Raw genomic sequence first — 17,167 nt, forward strand, 5'->3', positions numbered from 1 at the left:
ACCCTGCCGGGGACGGTAAAACGTCCCCTGCTGGCGAAGACGTGAGGTGCGCAGTTTGCAGGTTGATAAAACGAGCTTTACTCCGCTTTATAAGCAACTATTTTTTATCATCTGTCAGCAGATTCAGAATGGGTCCTTGCCGTTAGGCAGCCAGCTGCCGACGCAAAAAGAGGTTGCCAGAGCCTATAACGTCTCGCTCATCGTGGTTAAACAGGCCTGGAGCGAATTAATCAATGCGGGCATTATTTCGTCCCAGCGCGGAAGCGGATCGGTAGTGTGCTCAGTGCCGGAGGGAGTGAGCTACGGCCACACGTTTCGCGGCATTACCAGCGATCTTCAGGATGCCAGCGTCGAGATAGAGAACCGTATTCTTGAGATTGCGCCGCGTCGCGCGCGTGACGCTCAGGCAGATGGTTTGAGCCTGCCCGCCCATCATCATTATCTCTATATCTCGCGTATTCGTTGCCTGAATAATCGTCCGTTTAACCATGAAAAGATCTATCTCGATCTTAGCTTCTTTCCCGATCTGCAGCTCACGCCAGAGGCGCTGGAACATACGTCGCTTTATTCGCTATTAAACGTCACCAGTGACTCGGCGATTGAAAAGGTTGAGGCGATCTTACCTTCCCCCGACCTGTGCGAAAAACTGCAGATCGCGGCGAATAAACCACTATTATCCGTCGCCAGACAGACGTTTCAGGCCGGGCATAACAGCCCTTTTGAATATTGCCGTTATTACGTGCTGTCGGAATACTTTGGCGAAATTCATTATCACTAATCTGCCCGCACCGGTGTTGTCATAACCCCACTATATCTGGCGTTTACCTGTCCTGTTGTCCGTCGTATTCTTGCTGAAAAAAACGACAGGAGACAGGTATGTCGCTCTGGTTTTCCCACCCTCTGTTCCTTCCCTCTATCATCGTCGGCATCACTATTCTCCTCTGGGCGACCTCTTTACTACCGGAGTTTATGACCGCGCTGCTGTTTTTTGCCGCGGCGATGATCGCCAAAATCGCGCCGCCGGAGGTGATTTTCGGCGGCTTTGCCTCATCGGCGTTCTGGCTGGTGTTCAGCGGCTTTGTGCTGGGGATCGCTATCCGCAAAACCGGACTTGCGGACAGGGCGGCGCGGTCGCTTTCGTCGCGGCTGACCGACTCCTGGCCGCTGATGGTCGCCAGCGTGGTGCTGCTCAGCTATGCCTTGGCGTTTGTGATGCCGTCCAATATGGGACGTATCGCGCTGCTGATGCCGATTGTGGCGGCAATGGCCAGGCGTGCCGGTATTGAAGAGGGGACGCGCCCGTGGTTTGGCCTGGCGCTGGCGGTGGGGTTCGGTACCTTCCAGCTGTCTGCCACCATCCTACCCGCCAACGTCCCGAATCTGGTGATGAGCGGCGCGGCGGAGGGATCATATGGTATTCACCTGAATTACCTGCCCTATTTACTGCTGCATACGCCGGTGCTCGGCTGGCTCAAAGGCGCTGTGCTGATTGCATTAATATGCTGGCTGTTTCCCGGAAAACCGCACCCGCCGCGCGACATGACGCCGCTGCCGCCGATGAGCCGCGATGAGAAGCGCCTGGCGTGGCTGCTGGCGGTGGTGCTGACGCTCTGGGTGACCGAAAGCTGGCACGGCGTGGGGCCGGCCTGGACGGGGCTGGCGGCGGCGGTGGTAACGCTGCTGCCGCGGGTCGGCTTTATCAGCGGCGAGGAGTTTTCCAGCGGCGTGAATATCCGCACCTGTATTTACGTTGCCGGCATTCTCGGGCTGGCTATCACCGTGACCCAAACTGGTATCGGCGGCGTGGTGGGCAATGCGCTGCTGCAGATTATGCCGCTGGATAAAGAGAGTCCGTTTACCAGCTTTCTCGCGTTGACCGGCATTACCAGCGCGCTGAACTTTATCATGACCGCCAACGGCGTACCGGCGCTGTATACCACCTTCGCGCAGAGCTTCTCCGATGCGACCGGCTTCCCGCTGCTGAGCGTGATTATGATTCAGGTGCTGGGGTACTCCACGCCGCTGCTGCCGTATCAAGCGTCACCGATTGTGGTGGCGATGGGGCTGGGGAAAGTGCCTGCAAGGGCGGGAATGCTGCTGTGTATCGCGCTGGCGGCGGTGAGCTATTTGATTCTGCTGCCGCTGGACTATCTATGGTATCAGGCGTTGGGGAAACTATAGCGGGGTAAAAAACCCGGCTTGCGCTGTGCTGAGCCGGGCTACAAATATTGCAGATTTCTGGTCAGTAGCCCGGTTGCGAAGCGCGACCGGGGGTAGCCTTTAAAGCGAATTACGCTTTTTTCGCGGCTTCTGCTGCTTTAACGATCACCGCGAAAGCGTCAGCTTTCAGGGATGCGCCGCCAACCAGCGCGCCGTCGATGTCCGGCTGGGTGAACAGCTCCGCTGCGTTGCCCGCGTTAACGGAACCGCCGTACTGGATGATCACTTGTTCAGCCACTTTCGCATCGGCTTTCGCGATGTGATCGCGAATGAATTTGTGCACCGCCTGGGCCTGAGCCGGGGTAGCGGATTTGCCGGTACCGATCGCCCATACGGGTTCGTAAGCGATAACCACGCCTTCGAAGGCCGCCGCGCCCTGAGTTTTCAGAACGGCGTCGATTTGACGGGCGCACACTTCTTCGGTTTTGCCCGCTTCGTTTTCCGCTTCGGTTTCACCGATGCACAGAACCGGGATCAGACCCTGCTCTTTCAGTACCGCGAATTTTTTAGCGATCAGCTCGTCGGACTCTTTGTGGTAGGTACGACGCTCGGAGTGGCCGATGATGATGTACTGAGCGCCGATGTCTTTCAGCATTTCAGCGCTTGTTTCGCCGGTGAATGCGCCGGACAGGTTCAGGTCAACGTTCTGCGCGCCCAGGTGAATGTGGCTGCCGGCAGCGGCTTGTTTCGCCAGGTCGATGTACATTTCAGGCGGAGCAATTGCAACTGCACAGCCGGTCACGCCAGCCAGTTCGGTACGCAGGTTCGCGACCAGTTCGTTTACCATGTGGCGGCTGCCGTTCAGTTTCCAGTTACCCATCACTAAAGGATGTCGCATTTTTATTCTCCACGCTTCAAAGCGAATTAAGGAATATAGCCGCCCCCGAGGGCAGCATGGTCTGTGAAACAGTATAGAGATTCATCACTGGAAAGGCTTTGCTTTTTGTCATTTATTGTTGTTTTCCAGCGTTTCAGATAGCGCCAGCTTAATCGGTTCAACAGCGAAGGTCAGCCCCTTTTCGCCGTTGTCCGCCACCACATAGCGCACCGCGCCTTCGGTTTCGCTGAAGTAACGTTTGCCTTTTCCGGCGGTCAGCAGTTTTTGCAATTTTTGCTGGCTTTGCGTCTGACTTAGCGTGGGCACAAAAGCGCGCATCACGGCGCTCATATACTCCAGGGCCCTGGCTTTCGCCGCTTTCTGCTGTGGCCCCTGAATCGGTAGCCAGGTTATTTGCATCGATTTAATTTTGAGGGTTCCACGTTCAAGCGCGGTCGACGCGTAGAGGTTCTCATTGATCTTGGTGGCGGCGCGGGTCAGGTTCGCCTGGTCTTTGCTGGCGGCGACGGCGCGAAATTCATTGAGCGTTAGCTTCGGGTTATCGCGATTGAATTTTTCCCGAAACTCGCTGATGGAAATATCAAAGACCGGCGCGCCGGAGAGAAGATAGGGTGCCGTAGCGCTGGCGTCTGACTCGGCGGACAACGCCTTTTGGCCAACGGATAACGCCGCCAGCCCAATCAAACATAAGGTTGCCCACTTCTTCATGCCCATCTTCCCTTTTTTTATCTGCTGACGATTAAAACGAGAACCGTCACGCTTGTCAAAAAGTCACGCCTTCAGGGTAAACTACGTCGGTGATGATGATAAGGAATAAAACATGACCCTACAGCAGTGGCTATTCTCAATTAAAGGGCGGATTGGACGTCGCGACTTCTGGATCTGGATCGCTATCTGGATAGTGACCATGAGCGCGTTGTTCACGCTGGCCGGCAGTAATCTTCTTAATCTACAGACGGCGGCTTTTATTCTGGTGTGCCTGCTGTGGCCGACGGCGGCGGTGACTATTAAACGCCTGCACGATCGGGGTAAATCCGGGCTTTGGGCGCTGCTGATGATTCTGGCGTGGATGCTGCTGGCGGGCAACTGGTCAATGCTGCCTGGGGTCTGGCAGTGGGGCGTCGGGCGGTTTATACCGACGCTGATTATCGTCATGATGCTGATCGACCTGGGCGCGTTTGTCGGCACCCAGGGCGCGAATAAGTTTGGTAAAGAGACGCTGGACGTGCGCTGGAAAGCGGAATCCTGATTACCAGTAGTGTTCGGCGGTCATATGACCCGGTCGGCGACGCAGGTGCTTGCTCATCTGCCGGGTCTCTTTCAGCAACTGCTGAGTGTCGCGCACCATCTGCGGGTTACCGCACAGCATAACGTGGCTGCTCTCGGCGTTCATCGGCAGGCCGACGGCCTCTTCCAGCGCGCCGGTTTCAATCAGGAACGGGATGCGCCCCGTGAGCATGCCCGGCGCGGTTTCCCGGCTCACGACCGACTGGATGCGCAGCTTGCCCGCATAGCGCGCTTCCAGCGCCTGCATCTGCGGCAGATAGCTGAGATCGGCGGCATATCGCGCGGCGTGCACCAGTACCAGGTTTTCAAAACGATCCAGGTCTTTCCCTTCTTCGAGAATCGACAGGTACGGGCCAATCGCCGTGCCGGTAGCGAGCATCCATAGCGTGTCGCAATCCGGTACCTCTTCCAGGACGAAGAAACCGGCGGCTTCGCTGACAATCTGCACTTCGTCGCCCGGCTTCAGTGCCGCCAGCCGTGGGCTGAGCTTGCCCTCCGGAACCGTCACCAGGTAGAACTCAAGATCGGGATTGCCGGGGGCGTTGACGTAGGAATACGCGCGCTGCACGCGTTCACCGTCAATGTCCAGGCCCAGCTTGGCAAACTGACCTGCGGTAAACGGCGCAACCGGTGCGTGAACGGTGAGGCTAAACAGCGCATCCGTCCAGTTTTGAACTTTTACGACTTTGCCTGTAACCCAGTTTGCCATAGCGTCTCTCCTCTCAATCCTGTTAGCGTATCTTCACCGCGACGAAAGCAGATTTCCAGCCCGAAAAGGCTGGAAAGCTCTATTGATCAAATGTTTTACAGGATGTGCAGCTGGATATCCGGATCTTTGCGATCGAGATAATGAATCGACTGAATACGGCGAATTGTGCGGGATTTGCCGCGGATCAGCAGGGTTTCGGTGGTGGCCATATTGCCTTTACGGGTGATACCGTCCAGCAGATCGCCTTTGGTGATGCCGGTCGCCGAGAAAACGACGTTGTCGCTGCGCGCCATATCGTCCAGGCGCAGCACTTTTCCGGCTTCAATGCCCATTGCTTTGCAGCGTACCAGCTCGTTTTCGCCGATGCGGCGGTTCTCTTCGCTGTCGCCCTTCACGTGGTGACGCGCCAGCAGACGGCCGTTCATATCGCCGTCCAGCGCGCGGATCACCGCTGCGGAAACGACGCCTTCCGGCGCGCCGCCGATACCGTACATAACGTCAACTTCGCTGTCCGGCATGCAGGTCAGAATAGAGGCGGCAACGTCGCCGTCGGGGATGGCGAACACGCGCACGCCCAGCTTTTGCAGCTCAACAATGACGTCGTCATGGCGCGGCTTGGCTAAGATGGTGACCGTTAATTCGCTCAGCGGCTTATTCAGCGCGCGGGCGATGTTATGCAGGTTCTCCGCCAGCGGCAGGTTCATATCGATGGTACCTTTCGCCCCCGGGCCGACAATCAGCTTTTCCATGTACATATCCGGCGCGTTCAGGAAGCAGCCCTTATCGCCTACCGCCATGACCGCCAGCGCGTTGGCCTGGCCCATCGCCGTCATGCGGGTGCCTTCGATGGGATCGACGGCGATATCTACCGCATCGCCGTGGCCGGTACCGACGCGCTCGCCGATGTACAGCATCGGCGCTTCGTCGATTTCACCTTCGCCAATCACAATGGTGCCGTCGATGTTGATCAGGTTGAGCATAATGCGCATGGCGTTGACGGCGGCGCCGTCGGCGGTGTTTTTATCACCACGGCCTAACCACTTGTAGCCTGCCAGCGCGGCGGCTTCGGTGACGCGCGAAAATTCGATGGCCAGTTCTCGTTTCATAATCCACTCATCTGAATAAAAATTATGCGCAGCGTGGCGAGATGACGTTCGCGCTACGCGTTGGAATAGCGTTCGGTTTCCGGCATCCAGCGCTCAATCAGCGCCTGGGCCTGCTGGGGATAGCGTTCGTGAATATGGCGGGCGATGCGCTGAACTTCCGGGATCATGGCCTGATCGCGCAGTAAGTCCGCGACTTTAAATTCAGCGTTGCCGGTCTGGCGGGTGCCGAGCAGCTCGCCGGGACCGCGAATTTCCAGGTCTTTCTGAGCGATGACGAAACCGTCGTTGCTGTCGCGCAGAACCTGCAGGCGCTTCTGGGCGGTTTTTGACAGCGGCGATTTATAGAGCAGCACGCAGTGGGAGGCTACCGCGCCGCGCCCGACGCGGCCTCTGAGCTGGTGCAGCTGCGCCAGGCCCAGACGCTCCGGGTTTTCGATGATCATCAGACTGGAATTGGGCACATCCACGCCGACTTCAATCACCGTGGTGGCGACCAGTAGATGCAGCTCGCCCTGCTTGAACGCGCTCATCACCGCCTGCTTCTCGGCGGACTTCATGCGCCCGTGCACCAGGCCGATATTCAGCTCCGGCAGCGCGAGCTTCAACTCTTCCCAGGTGGCTTCCGCCGCCTGGGCTTCCAGCAGATCCGACTCTTCAATCAGCGTACAGACCCAGTAGGCCTGACGACCTTCGTGCGTGCAGGCGTTACGCACGCGGTCGATAATATCGCTGCGTCGGGTATCCGGAATGGCCACCGTGGTGACCGGCGTACGGCCCGGCGGCAGTTCATCGATGACCGAGGTGTCGAGGTCGGCATAAGCGGTCATCGCCAGGGTACGCGGAATCGGTGTGGCGGTCATAATCAGCTGGTGCGGATGAAAACCCTGCTGTTGGCCTTTTTCCCACAGCGCCAGCCGTTGATGGACGCCAAAACGGTGCTGTTCATCGATAATTACCAACGCGAGGCCGTTAAACTGGACCTGCTCCTGAAAGATGGCGTGGGTCCCGACAATCATCTGCACCTGTCCGCTGGCGATAGCCTGCTGCTGCGCCAGGCGCGCTTTGCCTTTTTGTTTGCCCGCCAGCCAGCCCACCTCAACACCCAGCGGTTCGAACCAGCTGCGGAAGTTATTGGCGTGCTGTTCAGCCAGCAGCTCGGTCGGTGCCATCAGCGCCACCTGTTTGCCGTGGGCGATGGCGCGCAGGGCGGCCAGCGCGGCAACCAGGGTTTTACCGGAGCCCACGTCCCCCTGCACCAGACGCATCATCGGCACGTCCAGCGCCATATCGCGCTCGATTTCAGCCGTGACGCGCGCCTGCGCGCCGGTCGGCGTAAAGGGGAGGGAGGCCAGCAGCTTGTCTTTTAACGTGTCGTTAGCGCTAAGCGCGAGGGCGTGATAGCGCTGGGCGCCTGCCCGCAGCGCCAGCATGCTGAGGTTATGCGCCAGCAGCTCTTCCAGAATTAAGCGCCGCTGGGCCGGATGTTTACCGCTTTCCAGCTCGCTAAGCTGTAGCGTGGGCGGCGGGCGATGCAGGGTGCGTAAGGCGTCCGGCAGACTCATCATCCCCTGGGCCAGCTCCGGCGGCAGCAGCTCGGCGATCGCGCAGGTTTCAAGCAGCTCCAGCGCCTGGTCGGTGAGCTTGCGCAGCGTAGCCTGCTTGATGCCTTCGGTGGTGGGATAAACCGGGGTCAGCGTTTCCTGTAAATCAGGCGTACTCATATCGCCCTGAACCCGATATTCCGGGTGGATCATCTCCGCTCCGTGCTTACCGCGCTTCGCTTCGCCGTAGGCCAGCACGCGGCGCCCGGTTGCCAGACTGTTTTTCATCGCCGCGCTGAAGTTAAAAAAGCGCATGGTGAGGATGCCGGAGCCGTCGCTTATCTGGCAGGTCATCATCCGGCGGCCGCCGAAAGTGATATTGCAGTTGAGAACTTCGCCTTCAACGGTGGCGTAAACGCCGGGCAGCAGTTCGCCGATTTGATACAGATGGGTGCGGTCTTCGTAGCGTAGCGGCAGGTGCAGAAGCAGATCCTGCACTGTGTGCAGGCCGATTTTCGCCAGTTTACTGCTCTGGGCCGCGCCAACGCCCGTCAGGGTGTTGAGCGGCACCGCATCCAGCAGACGGCCCTGCATGATTACTTCGCCGCCTGCATGGTGGCCCACCACGCGGCATCGGCTTCGACTTCGCCCTGCTCGTTGACGTGGGGGTAGGGAAGACCTTTGCGTTTTGCGACCCTCGCCAGCACCGGATAGCCGCCTTCAAACAGCAGACGCTGTTGGTCTTCTTCCGGCAGCATGCTGTTTTCGCGCTGGTACATGCCGGCGTTCTGCCGCTGGCGCTGGGCTTCGTAGAGGATAAGCGCCGAGGCGACGGAAACGTTCAGCGACTGCACCATGCCAGTCATCGGAATGATGATGTCCTGGTCCGCCAGGTCTAACGCTTCCTGCGTAATGCCGGTTTTCTCCTGCCCCATCAGGATACAGGTAGGGCGGGTATAGTCGATTTCACGGAAATCAACGGCTTTATCAGAGAGGTGGGTCGCCAGGATCTGCATGCCCTGGCCTTTTAAATGCGTGACGGCCTCGCCAATAGTACGGTGGGTTTTAACCTGCACCCAGCTATTGCTGCCGGCCGCCGCAGAGGCCATGGTACGCATACGGCTACCCGGCCAGATAGCGTGCACTTCATGCACGCCAACGGCGTCGGCCGTACGAATGACCGCAGAGACGTTATGAGGTTTGTGGACCTGCTCCATGCAGACCGTCAGGTCAGGCTGACGCCTGGCGAGCATCTCGCAGATACGCGCATAACGCTGTGAATTCATAATACTAGTTTCGGTTACGGGTGACTTTTATCACATCCGGCATGACGCGAATTTTGCGCATAATATTCGCCAGATGTACGCGATCGCGCGCGGTGAGGCGAATAAAGGCGCTATAAACGCGGCCATCTTTCTCTTCCGTATTCAGGCTTTGGATATTGGAAGAGGCGGTGTTGATCGCGGCGGTAAGATTCGCCAGGGCACCCTGATGGTTGAACATGTCCACCTTGATTTCGGTGATAAATTCCTGCGCCGTCTCTTTGTCCCACTCGACCGCCATAAATTTCTCCGGCTCTTTCTGATAGCCGCGAATGTTACGACAGGACTCATGGTGGATAACCAGGCCTTTGCCAGGACTGACGTGCGCAATAATCGGGTCGCCGGGGATCGGACGGCAGCATTTGGCAAAGGTGATCAGCACGCCATCTGCGCCTTTAATCGGCAGATGGTTATGGCCGATAGGCGCCGGCTGTACAGGCACGGCGGTAGTTTCACCCTGCTGCAGGTTTTTTGCCACCACGACGCTCATGGCGTTGCCGAGGCCGATTTCGGCCAGCAGATCGTCAAGGGTTGTCAGCTTCATGCGCTCAAGTTCACGCTGAATATTCTCTGGCGGAATCTCCGCCAGCTTACGGCTACCGCCGAGGGCGTGGTTGAGCAGGCGGCGTCCGAGGCTAACGGAATCGTCGCGCTTGAGGTTTTTCAGCAGCTGGCGAATTTTGGCGCGCGCTTTCGAGCTGACGACAAAGTTCAGCCACGCGGCGTTCGGGCGTGCGCCCGGCGCGGTGATGATTTCCACCGTCTGGCCGCTGGAGAGCGACTGCGACAGCGGATACGGCTGGCGGTCGACGCGCGCGCCGACGCAGGCATGGCCGATATCGGTATGCACCGCGTAGGCGAAATCCACCGGCGTCGCGCCAGCGGGCAGTTCGACAATGCGCCCTTCCGGGGTGAAAACGTAAATCTCATCCGGGAACAGATCGGATTTCACGCTCTCAATAAATTCAAATGAACTACCGGCGCTCTGCTGAAGCTCCAGCAGGCTCTGCATCCAGCGCTGGGCGCGGATTTGCGCGGTGGTGCTGCTCTCGCCGCCGTGCTCTTTATAAGCCCAGTGCGCCGCCACCCCCATTTCCGCCATCTGGTCCATGTCTTCGGTACGAATTTGTACCTCAACCGGGACGCCGTGCGGGCCGATCATCGAGGTGTGCAAAGATTGATAGCCGTTCGCCTTTGGAATGGCAATGTAGTCTTTGACGCGACCCGGACGCGGCTTGTAAAGGCTATGCATCTGGCCAAGCACGCGGTAGCAGGTGTCGGAATCATGGACGATGACGCGGAAAGCGTAGATATCCATAATCGAGTGAAAGCGCTGCTCTTTGAGCACCATCTTGCAGTAGATGGAGTACAAATGCTTTTCGCGACCGCTTACGCGACAGGGAATTCCCGCTTCCTGCAGGCGCCCTTCGATTTCGGAGAGGATTTTTTGAATCATCTCTTTACGGTTGCCGCGCGCCGCTTTGACCACCTCTTTAATAACGCGGTAGCGGTTAGGATACAGCGCCTCAAAGCCCAGCTCTTCGAGCTCGGTTTTGATGTGATGAATACCTAAACGGTGCGCCAGAGGGCTGTAGATTTCCAGCGTTTCGCGGGCAATGCGGCGGCGCTTATCCGGGCGCAATGAGCCCAGCGTGCGCATGTTGTGGGTGCGGTCAGCAAGCTTGATAAGGATGACGCGGATATCCTGCACCATCGCCATAATCATTTTGCGAAAGTTTTCGGCCTGGGCCTCTTTCTTGTCGCGAAACTTAAGCTTATCAAGTTTTGACACCCCCTCTACCAGTTCAGCAACGCTTTTACCAAAAAGCTGCTCCATGTCCTGGTAGGTGGCGGGGGTATCTTCTATCACGTCGTGCAGCAGAGCGGCCATCAGCGTTTCGTGGTCGAGTTTCATCTCGGCCAGGATACAGGCTACCGCTACCGGGTGCGTGATATAGGGTTCACCGCTTGAACGTGTCTGGCCCTCGTGAGCGTCACGTGCAACGAGATAAGCCTGCCGAAGACGTTTAATTTGCTCTTCGGGCAGGTAGTTTTGAATCAGCTGATTCAGGCTTTCAAACAGATACAAGGGCGACCCGCAGTGTGATTAACGACGACCTTCAGCAATAGCGGTAACGGCTTGTAATTCAGCGGCTTCCTGCTCTTGCTGTTCCTGGCGCTCACGAACGTCGAGGATCTTGTTGTTGATCAGACCTTCTTCGATTTCGCGCAGTGCGATAACGGTAGTTTTATCGTTTTCTTCCGGTACCAGCGGATCCTTTCCGCCTACCTGCATCTGACGAGCGCGACGCGCGGCGACCAGTACCAGGTCAAAACGGTTACCAATTTTCTCTACAGCGTCCTGAACAGTTACGCGTGCCATACTTAAAATGCTCCACAGGTGAAGAAATGACTGGGCATAATACTGAATGTGGGTTCAGTCTGCCAACAGTTTGGTGATTAAAGCGCCATGTCGCTGCTTTTGGCGGCTCATGCGCAGACGTTCGGCGCGAATAATAATTTTCAGATCGCTCAGCGCGGTATCAAAATCATCATTCACAATCAGGTAATCATATTCCGCGTAATGGCTCATTTCTGCAACTGCCTGCGCCATACGTTTCGCGATAACCTCTTCGCTGTCCTGACCGCGGCCGCGCAGGCGACGATCAAGCTCATCTTTTGACGGCGGCAGAATAAAAATGCTGCGCGCGCCGGGCATTCTGTTGCGGATTTGCTGCGCGCCCTGCCAGTCAATATCGAGGAAGACATCGACGCCGGTCGCCAGTACCTGCTCGATAGTTTCGCGCGAGGTGCCGTAATAGTTGCCAAAGACTTCTGCATGTTCAAGAAAAGCGTCTCTGCCAATCATCGTCCTGAATTCGTCGTGATTCACAAAGAAATAGTGTTCACCGTGCACTTCACCCGGGCGCGGAGCGCGTGTGGTATGCGAAACAGAAACCTGAGAGTCGTACAACGGTTGGGTTTTTAATAAAGCCTGAATCAGGCTGGATTTACCCGCGCCGCTAGGGGCGGAAACAATATAAAGCGTGCCTTGAGCCATGAGTGTCTTTTGTATGTGGTGGTCGAAATAGAGCTTACATACGAGCCTATTATACACGGCGGCGCAGCGTGACGCAGTCCCTGTCACACTTTTTGCGTTCTTTCTTTCATTTTGCTTGCCGTTTCCCTGATTTCTCCGGGCGTTGCAGAAACAACACAGAAAAGCCGGAAGCCTGCTCGCAGCGTTAAAAATCCCCTCTCGCCGATGAAAATAAGCCTGCGGCACAATCCTCGGTGAGAAAACAGGAGGGCATCGCGATGCAAAAAGGAGTCTGGGCGCTGGTGCTGTGGATGCTGGTGGGATACGGGCAGGCAGCCTGCCCCGCGTGGCCGCAGGCCAAGGCTGAACAGGAAATGGAACGTCTCGGTCAGCGGATAACGGAATGGAATAACGCCTACTGGCAGCAGGGGAGCAGTACGGTAAGCGATGAAGTCTATGACCAGCTTGCGGCGCGGCTGGCATACTGGCAGCGCTGCTTCACCGGCGAGACTCCCGCTCACTCTGCGCTTCCGCCGCTAAGGGGGGATACCAGACATCCGGTGGCGCACACCGGCGTGCGTAAACTGGCGAATCAAGCCGACGTGGCGCGCTGGATGCGTGGCCAGTCCGGCCTGTGGGTACAGCCGAAAGTCGATGGCGTCGCGATCACGCTGGTGTATCGGCAGGGGCGTTTGACGCAGGCGATAAGCCGGGGTAACGGCCTGACCGGGGAAGACTGGACGGCCAGGGTCTTGCAGATCCCCTCAATTCCTAAAACCTCTGACGGCGTACTGGCGAATAGCGTGCTGCAGGGTGAGCTGTTCCTGCTCCGCGAGGGGCATGTACAAAAGCGAATGGGCGGCATGAACGCGCGGGCAAAAGTAGCCGGCATGATGATGCGCCAGGAGGCGCAAGCGGAGCTTGATAGGCTGGGCATCTTTATCTGGGCGTGGCCCGATGGTCCAGAGGATATGGAACAGCGGCTGGCGCTGCTGCGGCAGGGCGGCTTTCTTTACAGCACGCTTTTTTCGCATCCTGTCGCGGATGCGCAGCAGGTTGAACGATGGCGCCAGCGTTGGTTGACTTCACCGCTGCCTTTTGCCACCGATGGCGTTGTGGTGCGGCGGGCAAAAGAGTCCGCCGGGCGTTTCTGGGCGCCGGGTCAGGGCGATTGGGTTATCGCCTGGAAATATCCGCCTGCCTCGCGGGTTATGGAGGTTCGCGGTATCAGCTTTAGCGTCGGGCGCAGCGGTAAAATAGCCGTGGTGGCGCTCCTGGAGCCGCAGCTGCTGGACGATAAGCGCGTGCAGCGGGTGAACGTCGGCTCGGTATCCCGCTGGTACAATCTGGACATCGGTGTTGGCGATCAGCTGCAAATCAGCCTTGCCGGGCAGGGGATACCGCGCATCGATTCGGTCGTCTGGCGCACGGCTCAGCGTAATAAACCCCAGCCACCGGCGGCGCGTTTCAATGCCTTAACCTGCTACTTCGCCACCCCCGAGTGCGCGGAGCAGTTTCTCTCGCGGCTGGTCTGGCTCTCATCCCGATCGGTTCTCGATATTGACGGCGCGGGGGAAGCGCTGTGGCGAACTCTGCACGATGCCCGCAGCATGGGGCATCTCTTTTCATGGCTGGCGTTTACGCCGGAGCGGCTGCAATCCATCCCGGGCATCTCTGCGCAGCGCGGGCAGCGGCTGTGGCATCAGTTTAACCTTGCGCGCGAACGGCCTTTCCTGCGCTGGATACAGGCAATCGGCGTGCCCATACCGAAGACGGCATTTGCCGGGCTGAAGGAGGATGACTGGCGACGGATGCAGGATCGCAACGAAGAGCAGTGGCGACGCCTGCCGGGTATCGGAGCAGAACGAGCGCGGCAGCTGGTGACGTTCTTACATCATCCGGATGTTGCCGCGCTAGCGAAGTGGCTGAGCGGGCAACGCGTTCCGGGATTCTGAAAGCACTAATGTGCGCTATGGTTGTAATTAAATACCGGCAGGCCCAGCTTCCAGCGCAGCGCCAGCATGCGGGCGGTAAAGCCGAACAGCAGGGTGGAGATAACCACCACATCGTGATTGCTGACGTAATTCTGGAGCGCGATATAAAGCACCGCGGCGGCGAATGATACCCCGGCGTACAGCTCTTTCTGGAACACCAGCGGGATGCGCTTGCAGAACATATCGCGCAGCACGCCGCCAAAAACGCCGGTGATCACAGCGGCAATGGAGGCGATGACCGGGCCCTGGCCCATATCCAGCGCGATCTGGGCGCCAATGATAGAGAACACGATCAGGCCGAGCGCATCAAGCACCAGGAACAAGCGTCGCAGATGCGGCATCACCGGGGCGGCAATCGTGGTCAGGACCGCGGCCACGGCAACAATAATGACGTACTCGGGGTGTTGTACCCAGCCAAGCGGATAGTGGCCAAGCAGAATATCGCGCACCGAACCGCCTCCGAGGGCCGTCGCGGTAGCGATGATAATGACGCCAAACGTATCCATACGGCGGCGCCCGGCAGCCAGCGCGCCGGTCATGGCTTCCGCCGTAATCCCAATCAGATAAAGAATATGAAGCAGCATGAATCCCCCACGGTGATGGCGGAAGGTTAACGATTTGTGCTCAGGATCACGATTGAGTTTTTCTAAAGTGAATGTCTTTAACCAGATTTATGTAATGTTTGTATTGCCTATGTATCCTGTTTTTAAACGTTAATATGTCATTTTATTATTTAATATAGATTAGAAAAAATAATGATGAAGGCGCTGGCGTACATCTCTAGCGAATACGTAATGAATACCTAATGTTTAATTCCCGACCTTTATCCTTTTATTTTCCTCCTTCAGGGCCTGAGAAAATGACTGCAGCCGCTGGCAATAAAAACTCTTTCACCCGCCTGATTGCCGTTGTGCTGACGGGGATACTGGCCGGTCTGTCAGGTATGGTTCTGGCGCTGATTTTACACGCGATTCAGCACCTGGCTTTTGGCTACAGCCCTGGGCAGATCGTGAGCGCGGAGTCATTTCTACAGGGCGTCACGGATTCCTCCTGGCCTCGTCGCATCTCTGCCATTGTGGCGGGGGGAGCCATCGCCGGGTTCGGCTGGTGGCTGCTTGGACTCTATGGGCAGAAGCGGGTTTCAATTGCGGCGGCGGTGGCTAACCCTTCCGTGCCAATGCCTGCGGGTACCACAACGATTCATGCTCTGTTGCAGATCGTCACCGTGGCGCTGGGCTCTCCGCTTGGTCGCGAAGTGGCTCCCCGGGAAATGGGCGCGCTGGGGGCGGGGATGGTGGCGCGTAAGCTGGGGCTGACGGCGGATGAAACCCGAACGTTGGTTGCCTGCGGCGCCGGTGCGGGCCTGGCGGCGGTGTATAACGTCCCGCTGGCCGGTGCGTTATTCAGCCTTGAGGTCATGCTGCTGTCGTTTAGCTGGGAAAAAACGCTGGCGGCGATTATCACCTCGGCGATTGCCGCGTGGACGGCAACGCTCGGGTTAGGCGATGAATCGCAATACCATTTTGCTTCCGACATCCTGCCGCATTCATTTGTCTGGTGGGCGGTTATCACCGGCCCCATTCTTGGCGCCGGGGCCTGGCTCTTTCGCAAAGCGACCAGCACGGCGCGTTCGCACGTCCGAAGTAACTGGCAGATGCCGGTTTTCTGTCTGCTGGCGTTTTCCCTGCTCGCCGTCCTCAGCCTCTATTTCCCTGAGCTTCCGGGAAACGGTAAAGGGCCTATGCAGCTGGCTCTCAACGATGAACTGGGTTTCCCCGGGGCGGCGATGCTGCTGGCGCTAAAAATGGTGGTGATTCTGGCGGTGCTGCGCGGCGGCGCGGAAGGCGGCCTGCTGACGCCTGGGCTGGCGGTCGGCGGCATGACCAGCCTGCTGCTGTGCATGCTCTGGCAACAGCTGCTTCCCGGGGGAGATTGCGCCAGTTTTGCTCTCGTCGGCGCGGCGGCGTTCCTCGCTGCATCCATGCAAATGCCGCTAACGGCGGTGGCGCTGGTGATGGAGTTCACCCACATGGATCACAGCTATCTGGCTCCCACGCTGCTGTGCGCCGCAGGGGCGTTTTTAACCTGCCGGATACTGGATAAAAACTATTTCTTCTGAAACGCAGCGAAAATAAAAGGCCATGATTTACCATGGCCTTTTGTCCGAACGTGATGTGGCGGGCGGGAAACCGTTACTCGATGTTCTGGATCTGCTCGCGCATTTGTTCGATCAGTACTTTCAGCTCAATGGCGGAGTTCGTCACTTCAGCATTGATAGATTTAGACGCCAGGGTGTTCGACTCGCGGTTGAACTCCTGCATCATAAAGTCGAGGCGGCGACCGACCGCTTCTTTCTTCTTCAGGATATTCCACGTCTCTTTCACGTGCGCTTCCAGACGATCCAGTTCTTCGGCGACGTCTATACGCTGCGCCATCAGCACCAGCTCCTGCTCGAGGCGGTTGTTTTCCAGCTGCACTTCCGCATCTTCCAGCTTGGCAACCAGACGCTCGCGCTGCCACTGTAAAATTTCCGGCATATGGGCGCGCACTTTAGCCACTTCGGCCGTCACGCCGTCGAGACGCTGTTCGATCAGCGCTTTCAGCGCCTGGCCTTCGGTTTCGCGGGCGACGATAAAGTCATCCAGCGCGCCGTTCAACGCGCCCAGGATTTCAGCGGTAATAGCGTCCAGATCCTGCTCATGAGCCGACATTACGCCAGGCCAGCGCAGAATATCGACCGGATTGATTTCGCCTTCGTCGCTCTGCATTTTGACCCAGTTGGCGGCGTTAACCAGCTGCTTTGCCAGTTTTTCGTTGAGGATCAGCTCGCCCTGCGCGCTCGGGTCTTGCTCAAAACGCAGGGTACATTCGACTTTACCGCGGGTCAGACGGGAACGAATACGTTCACGCACCACGGGCTCCAGGCTACGGAACTGCTCCGGCAGGCGGAAGTAGGTTTCCAGATATCGTTGGTTTACCGAGCGCAGTTCCCACGCGGCGCTACCCCATTCACCCTTGATTTCACGCCGGGCGTAGGCGGTCATACTGCGGATCATAGACGTTCCTGTTTTTAAAGGAGAGTGGGGTGGATTATAGCTTTCGAGGCCTTA

General features: G+C 57.8%; 16 protein-coding genes. 5 read left to right on the plus strand and 11 right to left on the minus strand.

The features are described from left to right. Positions 1-55 precede the first annotated feature (55 nt). Positions 56-778 carry a GntR family transcriptional regulator gene (locus ACE3MN_RS00515; RefSeq protein ID WP_004137691.1) on the plus strand — a complete coding sequence of 241 codons (723 nt, stop codon included), beginning with the start codon at positions 56-58 and terminating at the stop codon, positions 776-778. A 98-nt stretch (positions 779-876) separates the two neighbouring features. Continuing rightward, on the plus strand, positions 877-2,181 hold the full coding sequence (locus ACE3MN_RS00520; RefSeq protein WP_004137693.1) for an SLC13 family permease: 1,305 nt from the start codon (positions 877-879) through the stop codon (positions 2,179-2,181). A 109-nt stretch (positions 2,182-2,290) separates the two neighbouring features. On the opposite strand, the gene tpiA is transcribed toward ACE3MN_RS00520, so the two are convergent. Together tpiA and ACE3MN_RS00530 are read right to left on the minus strand one after the other, a co-directional pair. After that, entirely contained in the window at positions 2,291-3,058 is a 768-nt protein-coding gene (gene tpiA, locus ACE3MN_RS00525; protein WP_004126701.1) for a triose-phosphate isomerase, read from the minus strand. Positions 3,059-3,166: 108 nt separating this feature from the next. Continuing rightward, entirely contained in the window at positions 3,167-3,766 is a 600-nt protein-coding gene (locus ACE3MN_RS00530) for a DUF1454 family protein (RefSeq protein WP_004137694.1), read from the minus strand. A gap of 112 nt (positions 3,767-3,878) precedes the next feature. Between ACE3MN_RS00530 and ACE3MN_RS00535 the strand changes: the two genes are divergently transcribed. Next, entirely contained in the window at positions 3,879-4,307 is a 429-nt protein-coding gene (locus ACE3MN_RS00535) for a DUF805 domain-containing protein (protein WP_004855519.1), read from the plus strand. Here the strand turns inward: ACE3MN_RS00535 and fpr are convergent, their stop codons facing one another. The 7 genes from fpr to gmk form a co-directional block, all read right to left on the minus strand. Next, positions 4,308-5,054, minus strand: coding sequence for a ferredoxin--NADP(+) reductase (fpr, locus tag ACE3MN_RS00540; RefSeq protein WP_004137698.1), 747 nt, complete (start codon positions 5,052-5,054; stop codon positions 4,308-4,310). It lies immediately after the preceding gene. A gap of 95 nt (positions 5,055-5,149) precedes the next feature. Then, on the minus strand, positions 5,150-6,160 hold the full coding sequence (glpX, locus tag ACE3MN_RS00545) for a class II fructose-bisphosphatase (RefSeq protein ID WP_098363581.1): 1,011 nt from the start codon (positions 6,158-6,160) through the stop codon (positions 5,150-5,152). A gap of 53 nt (positions 6,161-6,213) precedes the next feature. Beyond that, entirely contained in the window at positions 6,214-8,295 is a 2,082-nt protein-coding gene (gene recG / locus ACE3MN_RS00550) for an ATP-dependent DNA helicase RecG (protein WP_024359705.1), read from the minus strand. Between the two features lie 2 nt (positions 8,296-8,297). Further along, on the minus strand, positions 8,298-8,987 hold the full coding sequence (trmH, locus tag ACE3MN_RS00555) for a tRNA (guanosine(18)-2'-O)-methyltransferase TrmH (protein ID WP_024359706.1): 690 nt from the start codon (positions 8,985-8,987) through the stop codon (positions 8,298-8,300). A 4-nt stretch (positions 8,988-8,991) separates the two neighbouring features. After that, complete coding sequence (spoT, locus tag ACE3MN_RS00560) at positions 8,992-11,112, minus strand: bifunctional GTP diphosphokinase/guanosine-3',5'-bis pyrophosphate 3'-pyrophosphohydrolase (RefSeq protein ID WP_024359707.1); 2,121 nt, start codon at positions 11,110-11,112, stop codon at positions 8,992-8,994. 18 nt (positions 11,113-11,130) lie between these two features. Then, positions 11,131-11,406, minus strand: coding sequence for a DNA-directed RNA polymerase subunit omega (gene rpoZ, locus ACE3MN_RS00565; protein WP_004106927.1), 276 nt, complete (start codon positions 11,404-11,406; stop codon positions 11,131-11,133). A gap of 54 nt (positions 11,407-11,460) precedes the next feature. Continuing rightward, positions 11,461-12,084 (minus strand): guanylate kinase, encoded by a 624-nt coding sequence (gene gmk, locus ACE3MN_RS00570; RefSeq protein ID WP_004137706.1) that lies wholly within the window; start codon positions 12,082-12,084, stop codon positions 11,461-11,463. A 257-nt stretch (positions 12,085-12,341) separates the two neighbouring features. On the opposite strand from gmk, the gene ligB reads away from it, so the two are divergent. Further along, positions 12,342-14,018 (plus strand): NAD-dependent DNA ligase LigB, encoded by a 1,677-nt coding sequence (gene ligB, locus ACE3MN_RS00575; RefSeq protein WP_286454074.1) that lies wholly within the window; start codon positions 12,342-12,344, stop codon positions 14,016-14,018. Positions 14,019-14,023: 5 nt separating this feature from the next. On the opposite strand, the gene ACE3MN_RS00580 is transcribed toward ligB, so the two are convergent. Further along, on the minus strand, positions 14,024-14,641 hold the full coding sequence (locus ACE3MN_RS00580) for a trimeric intracellular cation channel family protein (RefSeq protein ID WP_102650143.1): 618 nt from the start codon (positions 14,639-14,641) through the stop codon (positions 14,024-14,026). Between the two features lie 275 nt (positions 14,642-14,916). On the opposite strand from ACE3MN_RS00580, the gene ACE3MN_RS00585 reads away from it, so the two are divergent. Beyond that, entirely contained in the window at positions 14,917-16,176 is a 1,260-nt protein-coding gene (locus tag ACE3MN_RS00585; protein WP_049131049.1) for a chloride channel protein, read from the plus strand. A 73-nt stretch (positions 16,177-16,249) separates the two neighbouring features. On the opposite strand, the gene ACE3MN_RS00590 is transcribed toward ACE3MN_RS00585, so the two are convergent. Continuing rightward, the gene (locus ACE3MN_RS00590) at positions 16,250-17,113 is read right to left on the minus strand and encodes a YicC/YloC family endoribonuclease (RefSeq protein WP_004137708.1); all 864 of its coding nucleotides are present in this window, start codon (positions 17,111-17,113) and stop codon (positions 16,250-16,252) included. Positions 17,114-17,167 lie beyond the last annotated feature (54 nt).

The organism is Klebsiella grimontii, assembly GCF_042137965.1.
GTDB classification, from domain to species: Bacteria; Pseudomonadota; Gammaproteobacteria; order Enterobacterales; family Enterobacteriaceae; genus Klebsiella; species Klebsiella grimontii.